This is a genomic window from Cupriavidus sp. KK10 (assembly GCF_018223725.1).
Classification (GTDB): Bacteria; Pseudomonadota; Gammaproteobacteria; order Burkholderiales; family Burkholderiaceae; genus Cupriavidus; species Cupriavidus necator.
On sequence record NZ_CP073677.1, the window covers coordinates 4474639 to 4486293 of the forward strand.

The following is an 11655-nucleotide window of genomic DNA, read 5'->3' on the forward strand; positions in this document are numbered from 1 at the left end:
AAGGAAAAATGGCGCCCGGTCTTCCCGGGCGCCGGCATTGGCTCAGATGGTCTGCTTGTCCGCCAGCGCGGCGATGTCGCTGTCGGCGTAGCCTAGCTCGGCCAGGATCTGGCGGCTGTGCGCGCCCAGCGCGGGCACATCGCCCATCACCGGCTCCACGCCCGACAGGTTGGCCGGCGGCAGCAGCGCGCCGATGGTGCCGCCGGGCACCGCGACTTCGCGCCAGCGGTTGCGGGCGGCCAGTTGCGGGTGGTTCCAGACGGCTTCGATGTCGTTCATCGGCGCGTTGGCGATCTGGGCGGCGTCCAGCAGTGCCTCCGCCTGCGACACGGTCATCGCGGCAAAGCGATGCTCGATGATCTCGGTCATCGCGGGGCGGTTCTTGACGCGGCCGGAGTTGGTGGCGAAGCGCTCGTCCTGCAGCAGCTCGGGCTGCTCCAGCACCTTCTCGCAGAAGGCACGCCATTCACGCTCGTTCTGCAGGCCGAAGATCACGCTGCCGCCGTCGCCGGTGCGGTGCACGCCGTACGGCGCGATGGCCGGGTGCGAGGCGCCGAAGCGCGCCGGCGGCGTGCCGCCGTAGTGGCCGAAGTAGAGCGCATAGCCCATCCATTCAGACAGCGCTTCGAGCATGGTGACTTCCACGCGCACGCCCTCACCGGTGCGCCCGCGCTGCAGCAGCGCCGACAGTATGCCGGTGTAGGCGTACATGCCGGCGGCGATGTCGGCAATCGAGATGCCCGCGCGCGACGGCTCGTCGGGGCCGCCGGTGATGCCGATCAGGCCGGCCGCGGCCTGGATCAGCAGGTCATAGGCCTTCTTGTCGCGATAGGGTCCGGCATCGCCATAGCCCGAGATATCGCACACGACCAGCTTGCCGTAGCGGGCGTGCAGGGTGTCGAAATCCAGGCCCATGCGCGCGGCGGCGCCGGGGGCCAGGTTCTGCACCAGCACGTCGGCGTCGGCCAGCAGCTGGTGCAGGACCTTCTGCGCCTCGTCCTGCTTCAGGTCCAGCGTCAGGCTTTCCTTGCCGCGGTTGAGCCAGACGAAGTGCGAGGCCTGGCCATGCACGGTCTCGTCATAGCCGCGGGCAAAGTCGCCCGCGCCGGGGCGCTCGACCTTGATCACGCGCGCGCCCAGGTCGGCCAGCTGGCGCGTGGCGAAGGGCGCGGCCACGGCGTGCTCGAGCGAGACCACGCGGATGCCGTCGAGCGGGCGGATACCTTTGGGGGAATGGGACATGCAGGGGCCTTAGAACGAACGCGGCAGCTCAAGCACATGCTCGGCCACGTAGGACAGGATCAGGTTGGTCGAGATCGGCGCCACCTGGTACAGGCGCGTCTCGCGGAACTTGCGTTCGATGTCGTACTCGGCGGCAAAGCCGAAGCCGCCGTGCGTCTGCAGGCAGACGTTGGCCGCTTCCCACGAGGCGTCGGCGGCCAGCAGCTTCGAGATATTGGCTTCCTTGCCGCACGGCTTGCCGGCGTCGAACAATTGCGACGCCTTGTAGCGCATCAGGCTGGCGGCCTCGACATTGATGTAGGAGCGCGCGATCGGGAACTGCACGGCCTGGTTCTGGCCGATCGGACGGTCGAACACGATGCGGTCGCGCGCATAGTTGCTGGCGCGCTCGACAAACCAGTAGCCGTCGCCGATGCACTCGGCGGCGATCAGGATGCGCTCGGCGTTGAGGCCGTCAAGGATGTACTTCAGGCCCTTGCCTTCCTCGCCGATCAGGTTTTCTGCGGGGACTTCCAGGTTGTCGAAGAACAGCTCGTTGGTCTCGTGGTTGACCATGTTACGGATCGGCTTGACCGTCAGGCCCTTGCCGATGGCATCGCGCAGGTCCACCACAAACACCGACAGGCCTTCGGATTTGCGCTTGACCTGATCCAGCGGCGTGGTGCGCGCCAGCAGCAGCATCAGGTCCGAATGCTGCACGCGCGAAATCCATACCTTCTGGCCATTGACGATGTACTTGTCGCCCTGGCGCACCGCGGTGGTCTTGAGCTTGGTGGTATCGGTGCCGGTGGTGGGTTCGGTCACGGCCATCGACTGCATGCGCAGCTCGCCCGAGGCGATGCCCGGCAGCCAGCGCTGTTTCTGCGCTTCGGAGCCGTGGCGCAGCAGGCAGCCCATCACGTACATCTGGCCGTGGCAGGCGCCGGAATTGCCGCCGCTGCGGTTGATTTCTTCCATGATGACCGAGGCCGCGGTCAACGACAGGCCCGAGCCGCCATAGGCTTCGGGGATCAGCGCCGACAGCCAGCCTGCCTGGGTCAGCGCCTGGACAAAGGTCTCAGGAAAGGCGTTCTGCTCTTCCACCCGTTGCCAGTACGCCGAATCGAAGCCGGCGCAGAGGTCGCGCACCGCTTCGCGGATTTCGGGGTACAGCTGGTCTGGATCCGGATGTGCGTGCATGGGGTAGCCCCGCTCAGATTGAATGGGGCCATTATTCCCGAGCCCCCGGCACGCTGAAATTCGGATTTGCGAAAGAGCGGCTTAGGTGGGCCGGAAGCGGGGGCGGCGGAAGCTGCATGCGGCGCCGGGCGCCTGTAGATGCGCAAGAGGCCGGCGCAGCGGCCTCTTGCGAAGGGATGGCAGGCAGGCCGGGCCTGGGAATCAGTGCATAAACAGCCAGATCAGGACGAGGATGAAGGCCGGGACGCCAAGCAGCCAGGCGAGTAGATAGGGCATGATGCAACTCCTGTTGATGACGGTAATCAGTGATTCCAATATAGGAACGCCTCCATGGCGGCACTGTCGGGGAGCTTCCGCTTGCGGTGTAGGACGCAGCCGCGCGCACCTGGCGGGCGGCCCGAACGATGTGGCGCCAGCGCCTTGCGGCCCGCCGGCCCGGTTGCCGGCGGGCCATCCCGTGCTACGCTCAGGTCTGCACCAAAGCACCCGGAGGCGAGCCATGGACGGGGTCTGGTCTGAAGTTTTCAGGGTCTTGCGCGCCGAGTTCGCCGATGTGCCGGACGCTGGCGAGGCCACCCGCATCCTGACGCGCCTGTTCATGGCGATGCTGCTGGGCGGCCTGATCGGCTATCAGCGCGAGGTCTCCGGCAAGGCAGCGGGGCTGCGCACCCATATGCTGGTGGCGCTGGGCTCGGCGCTGTTCGTGCTGGTGCCGCTGCAGGCCGGGGTGCCGCTGGGCGACATCAGCCGCGTGCTGCAGGGGCTGATTGCCGGCATCGGTTTCCTTGGCGCCGGCGCGATCCTGAAGCACAGCGACGAAGCCCACATCGAGGGCCTGACCACCGCGGCCAGCATCTGGATGGTCGCGGCCATCGGCGTGGCTGCTGGCCTGGGGCGCGATACCACTGCGCTGATCGCCACCATCTTCACGCTGGTCATCCTGCAGGTCCTGCATCGCTGGAAATAGCGCACCCGCACCCGGCGCATCCGGCACCCGTGCCGCCTCGCGTGCGCCGGTCTGTTCGCTTGCCCGCCAATTTGCGCCATTTGCCACGGCAATGCGCGCCAGCGCACGCTGCCCGCGCGCGGCGCGCCCTATGCTGTGGCACAGGTTGCGCCGCGATCCACAGGCGCAGCCGTGGCAGAGCAGGGGGAGGTAGCGATGAAATCATCAATTCGTGACGACGCGGCGCTGGCCGCATTCGTGGGGCCGCGCTATGCGTACTACAGCCAGCGCTGGTCCCTGGCCGAGACGCGCGGCGGCATGTCGTGGAACTGGGCGGCGTGCCTGCTGGGACCGTTCTGGATGGCCTACCGGCGCATGTACTGGCAGGTGGGGGTCTTTGCGCTGATCGTCTGCGCCGAGCCTGTGCTGCACGCGCTGTTCGGGCTGAAGATGCCGCTGGCAGTCCGGCCGATGCTGTATGCCATGGCGCTGCTGCTGGGCATGTATGGCAACCAGATCTACCGCTGGCATGCCGAGGCGACCATCCGGCACCTGCGCGAGTACCATTTTTCACCGGAACTGGTGTACGACTCGCTGGCGCGCAGTGGCCGCACCAGCTGGCCCGGTGTGTTCGCCATGGCCCTGCTGCTGGTGGTGATGGCGGTGTCGCTGAGCCCGCTGGCGGGGCTGGTGGTGCAGGGCAGCGGGCTGGCCTCCGGCTGAACGGCCGACGACTTACCCGTCTTACACTGGCTCGCGCGCCGCGTCGACCAGGTACTGGATCAGCGTTTCGGCAAACTGGGGCAGTTCGCGCCCCGGGCGGCGCACCAGGCGCAGCTCGCGCTTGGCCCATTCGTCTTCCAGCTGGATAAAGCGCAGCACCTTGCGGCTGGCGTAGCGGCGCGCGCAGCTGTTGGGCACGATGGCGATGCCCGCGCCGGCCTCGACCATGCGGCATACGGCATCGAAGCTGCCCACCTGGATGCGCAGGCTGATGCGCTTGCCCATGCCGCCGGCGATGCGGTCCAGGAACGACTGGATCGCGCTGAACTGGTTCAGGCCGACAAAACGGCAGGTATCGAGCAGGTCGGCGAAATGCAGCCGCTTGAAGGCGGGCAGCGGGTGGTTGACCGGTGCGATCACGATCAGTTCGTCGCTGCACAGGTGCATCGCGTCCAGGTCCTGGGTGGCGACTTCACCGGCCACGATGCCCAGGTCGGCGGCGCCGGCGCTGATCGCCGAGACGATTTCCTGCGACAGGTGCTCTTCCAGCTCGATGTCCACGTCCGGGTTCTCGCTCAGGAAGCGCGATACGCCGGTGGCCAGGAACGAGTTGGTGGCGGTGGTGTTGGCCAGCAGCCGCACGCGGCCCTTGACGCCCTTGGCATAGGGCCGCAGGTCGGCGTGCAGGCATTCCAGTTCGCGGAAGACCTCGCGCGCGTGGCGCAGCAGCGCATCGCCCGCCGGCGTCAGGCGCACACCCTTGACCTGGCGGATCAGCAATTGTGTCTGGAACGCCTCTTCCAGCTGCTTGATCCGGGTGCTGGCCGCGGGCAGCGACAGGAAGCTGCGTTCGGCCGCGCGGGTCAGGTTCTCCGTCTCGCCGACGTTCAGGAAGAGGCGGAGGTCGGTCAGGTCGTAATGCATGGGCTTCCGTCAGGCCAAAGGCCAGTTTTGTGATTCGTGAATTCCAAAGTCTCGGCCGTCAATTTATCGTATCCACTGCGGCGTGGACATCCGGATTGACCGCATCGGCGGGCGATGCCCGCGGCGCAGGGGTGTTTCGCCGGGTTTGCGGTCGGTGACCGCACAAAAAAGTATTCAGAGGAGCAGCGCAATGAGCGGTTTGATGTCAGGCAAGGTCGCCCTGGTGACGGGCGCAGGTGGTGGAATCGGGCGCGGCATCGCGCTGGCACTGGCCGCCGCCGGCGCCAAGGTGGTGGTGAATGACCTCGGCGTGTCGATGACCGGCGAGGGCGGCGACGCTGGCCCCGCACAGCGCGTGGTGGAGGAAATCCGCGCCGCCGGCGGCGAGGCCGTGGCCAATACCGACAGCGTGTCGACCTGGAACGGCGCCAATGCCATCGTGCAATGCGCGCTGGACAACTTCGGCCGCATCGACGCCGTGGTCAACAACGCCGGCAACCTGCGCGACCGCATGTTCTTCAAGATGAATGAAGAAGAATGGCGCTCGGTGATCGACGTGCACCTGCACGGCACCTTCTTCGTCAGCCGCGCCGCGGCCAACTACTTCAAGGACCAGGAGAGCGGCGCCTACGTGCACATGACCTCCACCTCCGGCCTGATCGGCAACCTGGGCCAGGCCAACTATTCGGCGGCCAAGCTGGGCATTGCCGCGTTGTCCAAGTCGATCGCGCTGGACATGCAGCGCTTCAACGTGCGCTCGAACTGCATCGCGCCGTTCGCCTGGAGCCGCATGACCAGCTCGATCCCGGCCGAAACGCCGGAAGAAAAGGCACGCGTGGCCAAGCTGCAGAAGATGGAAGCCGGCAAGATCGCGCCGGTGGCGGTCTACCTTGCCAGCCCGGCCGCCAGCGAAGTCAACGGCCAGATCTTCGCGGTGCGCGCCAACGAAATCATCCTGATGAGCCAGCCGCGCCCGGTGCGCTCGGTGCATATGAGCGATGGCTGGACGCCTGAGACCGTGGGCGAGATCGCCATGCCGGCCATGCGCTCCAGCTTCTTCAAGCTGGAGCGTTCGCCCGACGTGATCAGCTGGGACCCGATCTGATGGCGGGCAGCCAGGCCCCGACGCACGGCGCGCTTGCCGGCGTGCGGGTGCTGGACCTGTCGCGCATCCTGGCCGGTCCCTGGTGCGCGCAGAACCTGGCGGACCTGGGCGCCGAGGTCATCAAGGTGGAGCGGCCCGGCGCGGGCGACGACACCCGTTCGTGGGGGCCGCCCTGGCTGCCCGGCGCGGACGGGCAGCCGTCGCGCGACGCCACCTACTTTGCCGGTGCCAACCGCGGCAAGCAGTCGGTGACGCTCGATATCGCCAGCCCGCAAGGGCAGGAGATCGCGCGGCAACTGGCGGCGAAGTCGCAGATCGTGCTGGAGAACTACAAGGTCGGCGACCTGAAGCGTTACGGGCTGGACTATGACAGCCTCAAGGCGATCAACCCGTCCATCGTCTACTGCTCGATCACGGGCTACGGCCAGACCGGGCCGAGCGCGCACAAGCCCGGCTATGACTTCATCTTCCAGGGCCTGGGCGGCCTGATGAGCGTCACCGGCGAGCGCGACGACCTGCCCGGCGGCGGGCCGCAGAAGGTGGGCGTGGCGGTGGTCGACATGCTGACCGGCATGTATGCCACCGTGGCCGTGCTGGCCGCCTTGCGCCATGCCGAACGCACCGGCGAGGGCCAGCATATCGACATGGCCCTGCTCGATGCGGTGGTGGCGGTCGGCGCCACGCCGATCATCGCCCAGCGCGTGACCGGCAAGGCCATGCCGCGCTACGGCAACGCGCACGCCAATATGGTGCCCTACCATGTGTTCGCCACCGCCGACGGCTACATGATCGTCGCGGCCGGCAACGACGGGCAGTGGCAGGCGTATTGCCGCGGCGTCGAGCGTCCCGACCTGGCCGCCGACGAGCGCTTTGCCACCGGCCCCGGCCGCATCATCCATCGCGACACGCTGGTGCCGCTGCTTGAGGCGCATATGCGCACGCGGCCGACGGCGCACTGGGTGCAGGCGCTGGAAGCGCAGGGCATCCCGTGCGGGCCGATCAACGACTACGGCCAGGTGCTGGAAGACCCGCAGGTGCGGCATCGCGAGCTGCAGGTCGACCTGGTGCGCGACGATGGCAGCCTGTGCCCGACCGTCAAGAGCCCGCTGCGGCTGTCCGCGACCCCGGTGCAATACGACGCCCCGCCGCCGCGGCTGGGCGAGCATACCGGGCAGGTGCTGGAATCGGTGCTGGGCCTGTCGGCCGAGCGCATCGCCAGGCTGCGCGAGCAAGGCGTGGTCTGACTGGTGACGGGTGCCTGGCAGGCAACTGCCGGGCACCGCCTGCTTCCGGGCGGATCACCAGGCCTCTGCACAAAGTCCCCCCATCGCCTAGGCTGTCTGGGTAGCGGCCCGAACCGTGATTCCCGGGATCCCCACAGGAGACAGCCATGAACGAAGAGACCTTCAACCTCAGCATCCGCAAGTTCCTGAAGGTGGTCGGCGTCAGCTCACAGCGCGAGATCGAACAGGCGATAGCCAGGGCCATGGCCGACGGTACCATCGCCGGCAATGAGCACTTGCCGGTGTCGGTGACGCTGGAACTGGCGGGTGTCAAGCTCCAGGCGCGCTTTGAGGGTGAAATCCAGCTTGAGTAAGGCGGTCATGGCGGTGCTCGTTTTGGTTCTGTTTCTTGCGTGAAACGCCAAAAGGATGACCCCGCCCGGTCCTTTTGTTGCGCCATCTAATCCATCCGCAGTATGGGCGCGCAGGGCCCCTTCACATATTCTTCCCGGAAACGTCGAACCAATGGGACCGGGGGGACACCATGGCTGGATGCAACGAGCGCATGCCTTGCGCAGGGGGCGCGGTATGTGCAGGCCGTGCAACGCGACGTGCGCAAGCGTGGGTTGCACGCCACCGCACGGGCCACGGGCCACTCTGAAGCGCGGGGGCCGTTGCCATGCATGCCGCCGCCACTACGCCCGCAAGGAACATCGAGGACACCGGCTGGAACCTGCCGGATCCGCCAGGTCGGCACGCGCGCCCCGATGATCCGCTGCTGGCGTGCCTGCTCTGGCTGGCCCGGCGCTTCCAGCGGCCAGTCGCGGCCGAAGCCCTGATTGCGGGCCTGCCGCTGGAGGCGGATCGCCTGACCGCTGCCTTGTTTCCACGCGCGGCCGCACGCGCCGGCATGTCGGCGCGGCTGGTCAAGCGCCCGCTGGACGACATCCCGGACCTGGTGCTGCCCGCCATCCTGCTGCTCGACCAGAGCGAGGCCTGCGTATTGCTGCGCCGTGGCGACGAGGGCATGCTGCTGGTCTCGCAGCCGGAGTGGGGCGACGGCGAGCAGCCGGTCCGCCAGGAAGACTTGCTGGCCCGGTACACCGGCCATGCCATCTTCGCCCGGCCCGCGCACCGCTTCGAGGCGGCGGGCGATGCCGGGCCGGCGTCGCCGCATGGATGGTTCTGGGGCGTGATGCGCCAGTCGTGGCCGCTCTATGGCGAGGTGCTGGTTGCCTCGCTGCTGCTCAGCCTGTTCGCGCTGGTCATGCCGCTGTTCACCATGAACGTCTATGACCGCGTGGTGCCGAACCATGCGCTGGAAACGCTGTGGGCGCTGGCCATCGGTGTGGGCCTGGTGCTTGGCTTCGAACTGGTGATGCGTACGCTGCGGGGCTATTTTGTCGACGTGGCGGGCCGGCGCATCGATGTCACGGTCTCCGCGACGGTGTTCGAGAAGGTGCTGGGCATCGAGATGAAGGCGCGGCCGGCGTCGGTGGGCAGCCTGAGCAGCCAGCTGCATGAATTCGAGTCGGTGCGCGAGTTCCTGACCTCGGCCACCATCACGACCCTGGTCGACCTTCCGTTCGCCGCGGTCTTCATTGCGGCCATGTTCTGGGTCGGTGGCCCGCTGGCCTGGGTGCCGCTGCTGGCGGTGCCGCTGGTGATCGGCACCAGCCTGCTGCTGCAGGGGCCGCTGTCGCGCGCGGTACGCGCCAGCAGCGCCTGCGCGGCCCAGCGCCAGGCCGCACTGGTCGAAACCCTGGTGGGGCTGGAGACCATCAAGACCAGCGGTGCCGAAGGTGCCGCCCAGCGCAAATGGGAGCAGGTGGTCGGGCAGATGGCGCAACTGGGACTGCGGGCGCGGCTGCTCTCCGCCTGCGTGATCAACCTTTCGCTGTTCGTCCAGCAGGCCGCCACGCTGGTGGTGGTGGTGATCGGTGTCTACCTGATCGCCGACGACCGGCTGACCACGGGCGGCCTGATTGCCTGCACCATCCTTGCCGGCCGCGCGCTGGCGCCGCTCTCGCAAGTGGCCGGGCTGACCACCCGCTATCACCAGGCGCGCACTGCGCTGGCCGGCATTGACCGCATGATGGCGCTGCCCGTCGAGCGCCCGCCCGGCAAGCATTTCCTGCACCGCCCGCCGCTGCGCGGCGAAATCGAGTTCCGGCAGGTCAGCTTTCGCTATCCGGGCCGCGACATCGCGGCACTGGATGGGGTCTCGTTCCGCATTGGCAGCGGCGAGCGGGTTGGCCTGATCGGCCGCATCGGCTCAGGCAAGACCACCATCGAGAAGCTGATCCTCGGCCTGTACGCACCGGATGCCGGCACCGTACTGGTCGACGGCGCGGAGGTGCGCCAGCTGGACCCGGCCGCGTTGCGGCGCGACATCGGCTATGTGCCGCAGGACGTGATGCTGTTCAGCGGGACGCTGCGCGACAACATCGTGATGGGCGCCCCGTACGCCGACGACGAAGCCGTGCTGCGCGCGGCGCGCCTGGGCGGCGTGAGCGACTTTGTCGATCGCCTGCCGGACGGCTATGACCTGCGCCTGGGAGAGCGCGACGAAGGCCTTTCGGGCGGCCAGCGCCAGGCCATTGCCATTGCCCGTGCCGAGTTGCTGCAGCCGCCGCTGCTGCTGCTCGACGAACCCAGCAGCGCCATGGACAACCGTACCGAGGAGCAGTTCAAGGCGCGCCTGGCCTTAGCGCTGGGCGGGCGCACGCTGATCCTGGTCACGCATCGCGGCTCGCTGCTCAGCCTGGTCGATCGCCTGATCGTGATGGACCAGGGCCGCATCGTCGCCGATGGCCCCAAGGCCGAAGTCCTGAATGCGCTCGCGGGGAGGAAGCTCCATGTCGCTTCAGCCTGATCCGCAACGCATGGGGCCAGTGCGGCGCCTGATCGCCGCGCTGAGGCCGCGTGCCGACGACACCGCCTTCATGTGCGAGCGCGATGCGGCCGCGCTGGCGCAACCGCGCTATTTCACGCACTGGATCCTCTGGTCCGCCCTGGTCTTCGTACTGGTGGCGCTGGCCTGGGCCGCGCTGGCGCAGGTGGACGAGGTGGCCGTGGGCGAGGGCAAGGTGATCCCGTCGAGCCAGGTGCAGGTGGTGCAGAACCTCGAAGGCGGGATCATCGCCGAGATCATGGTGCGACCGGGGCAGGTGGTGAACAAGGACCAGCCGCTGATGCGCATCGACGATACCCGCTTCACGGCTTCCTACCAGGAAGGCCGCACCAGGGACGATGCGCTGGTGGCACGCATTGCGCGCCTGGGCGCCGAGGCCGACGGCACGGCGTTCGTGGCGAGCGCGCCGGCCGATGCCGAGGGCCGCCGCTTCGTGTCCGAGGAGCGCGCGCTGTTCGAGTCGCGCAAGCGCGCGTTCGATGCCAATCTCGCCGTGCTGCGCCAGCAGTCAGAGCAACGGCGGCAGGAGCTGACCGAGAAGCGCTCGCGCGAGCAGCAACTGCGGCAGAGCCATCGGCTGGTGGCGCAGGAGCTGGCCATGATGCGCCCGATGGTGGCGCAGGGCGTGGTGTCCGAGGTCGACCTGCTGCGGCTTGAGCGCCAGGCCAATGACCTGAAAGGCGAACTCGAGGCCGCGCGGCTCGCCATGCCGCGCCTGGAGGCCGCCTACCGCGAGAGCCAGCAGAAAGCCGACGAACTGGGCACGCATTATCGCGCCGAGGCCATGAAAGAGCTCAACCAGGCCAAGGCCGAACAGGCCGCGCAGAGCGCCACCAACACGGCGCTGCAGGACCGCGTCGATCGCACCCTGGTGCGCGCCCCGCTTGCCGGCGTCATCAAGCAGATCAAGATCAATACCGTGGGCGGCGTGGTGCAGCCCGGCATGGACCTGCTGGAGATCGTCCCGCTGGAAGACACGCTGTTGGTCGAGGCGCGCGTGCGGCCTGCCGACATTGCCTTCCTGCGGCCCGGCCAGCCGGCGGTGGTCAAGCTGTCGGCCTACGACTTTTCGATCTATGGCGGCTTTGCCGGCACCGTGGAGCATATCAGCGCCGATACGCTGACACCGGAGCGCCCGGGCGAGCGCCCGGAAAGCTACTACCTGGTGCGCGTGCGCACGCGCGACAACCGGCCAGGCGGCAGTGCCGTGCAGGTACCCATCCTGCCCGGCATGGTGGCCACGGTCGATGTGCTGACCGGGCAGAAGACGGTGCTCCATTACCTGCTCAAGCCCATCATCAAGACCAGGGAACTGGCGTTCCGGGAACGATAAGAACGGGGCGGACTGCCCACGACGATAACAAGCAAGGCATGGCCGGCAGGCCGGCATTCAGGACGG

The 11655-nt window shown here is 67.9% G+C and carries 10 protein-coding genes; 7 read left to right on the forward strand and 3 right to left on the reverse strand.

The features are described 5' to 3' along the window. Positions 1-42: 42 nt before the first annotated feature. Entirely contained in the window at positions 43-1242 is a 1200-nt protein-coding gene (locus KB879_RS20890; protein WP_013952327.1) for a CaiB/BaiF CoA-transferase family protein, read from the reverse strand. A 9-nt stretch (positions 1243-1251) separates the two neighbouring features. After that, positions 1252-2421, reverse strand: coding sequence for an acyl-CoA dehydrogenase family protein (locus KB879_RS20895; RefSeq protein WP_211979708.1), 1170 nt, complete (start codon positions 2419-2421; stop codon positions 1252-1254). 499 nt (positions 2422-2920) lie between these two features. Between KB879_RS20895 and KB879_RS20900 the strand changes: the two genes are divergently transcribed. After that, a complete protein-coding gene (locus KB879_RS20900) occupies positions 2921-3388 on the forward strand; it encodes an MgtC/SapB family protein (RefSeq protein WP_153953811.1) in 468 nt (155 codons plus the stop codon). A gap of 195 nt (positions 3389-3583) precedes the next feature. Beyond that, the gene (locus KB879_RS20905) at positions 3584-4090 is read left to right on the forward strand and encodes a DUF2628 domain-containing protein (RefSeq protein WP_013952330.1); all 507 of its coding nucleotides are present in this window, start codon (positions 3584-3586) and stop codon (positions 4088-4090) included. A gap of 21 nt (positions 4091-4111) precedes the next feature. On the opposite strand, the gene KB879_RS20910 is transcribed toward KB879_RS20905, so the two are convergent. Continuing rightward, positions 4112-5014 carry a LysR substrate-binding domain-containing protein gene (locus KB879_RS20910; RefSeq protein WP_010813949.1) on the reverse strand — a complete coding sequence of 301 codons (903 nt, stop codon included), beginning with the start codon at positions 5012-5014 and terminating at the stop codon, positions 4112-4114. 190 nt (positions 5015-5204) lie between these two features. Here KB879_RS20910 and KB879_RS20915 point away from each other — a divergent pair, with 190 nt between their 5' ends. The 5 genes from KB879_RS20915 to KB879_RS20935 all read left to right on the forward strand — a co-directional run bounded on the left by KB879_RS20915 (position 5205) and on the right by KB879_RS20935 (position 11589). Next, entirely contained in the window at positions 5205-6119 is a 915-nt protein-coding gene (locus KB879_RS20915) for an SDR family NAD(P)-dependent oxidoreductase (RefSeq protein WP_211979709.1), read from the forward strand. Next, positions 6119-7363, forward strand: coding sequence for a CaiB/BaiF CoA-transferase family protein (locus KB879_RS20920; RefSeq protein WP_153953809.1), 1245 nt, complete (start codon positions 6119-6121; stop codon positions 7361-7363). Before KB879_RS20915 ends, KB879_RS20920 begins: the two co-directional genes overlap by 1 nt. 146 nt (positions 7364-7509) lie before the next feature. Beyond that, entirely contained in the window at positions 7510-7716 is a 207-nt protein-coding gene (locus KB879_RS20925) for a DUF6494 family protein (RefSeq protein ID WP_010813946.1), read from the forward strand. Positions 7717-8021: 305 nt separating this feature from the next. Then, on the forward strand, positions 8022-10217 hold the full coding sequence (locus tag KB879_RS20930) for a type I secretion system permease/ATPase (RefSeq protein ID WP_211979710.1): 2196 nt from the start codon (positions 8022-8024) through the stop codon (positions 10215-10217). Beyond that, entirely contained in the window at positions 10201-11589 is a 1389-nt protein-coding gene (locus tag KB879_RS20935) for an HlyD family type I secretion periplasmic adaptor subunit (protein WP_153953808.1), read from the forward strand. Before KB879_RS20930 ends, KB879_RS20935 begins: the two co-directional genes overlap by 17 nt. Positions 11590-11655: the final 66 nt, after the last annotated feature.

Coding starts and splice junctions, on each gene's coding strand:
- KB879_RS20925 (WP_010813946.1), top strand. CDS start 7,510: ATGAACGAAGAGACCTTCAACCTCAGCATCCGCAAGTTCCTGAAGGTG.
- KB879_RS20935 (WP_153953808.1), top strand. CDS start 10,201: ATGTCGCTTCAGCCTGATCCGCAACGCATGGGGCCAGTGCGGCGCCTG.
- KB879_RS20905 (WP_013952330.1), top strand. CDS start 3,584: ATGAAATCATCAATTCGTGACGACGCGGCGCTGGCCGCATTCGTGGGG.
- KB879_RS20930 (WP_211979710.1), top strand. CDS start 8,022: ATGCATGCCGCCGCCACTACGCCCGCAAGGAACATCGAGGACACCGGC.
- KB879_RS20920 (WP_153953809.1), top strand. CDS start 6,119: ATGGCGGGCAGCCAGGCCCCGACGCACGGCGCGCTTGCCGGCGTGCGG.
- KB879_RS20895 (WP_211979708.1), bottom strand. CDS start 2,421: ATGCACGCACATCCGGATCCAGACCAGCTGTACCCCGAAATCCGCGAA.
- KB879_RS20890 (WP_013952327.1), bottom strand. CDS start 1,242: ATGTCCCATTCCCCCAAAGGTATCCGCCCGCTCGACGGCATCCGCGTG.
- KB879_RS20910 (WP_010813949.1), bottom strand. CDS start 5,014: ATGCATTACGACCTGACCGACCTCCGCCTCTTCCTGAACGTCGGCGAG.
- KB879_RS20900 (WP_153953811.1), top strand. CDS start 2,921: ATGGACGGGGTCTGGTCTGAAGTTTTCAGGGTCTTGCGCGCCGAGTTC.
- KB879_RS20915 (WP_211979709.1), top strand. CDS start 5,205: ATGAGCGGTTTGATGTCAGGCAAGGTCGCCCTGGTGACGGGCGCAGGT.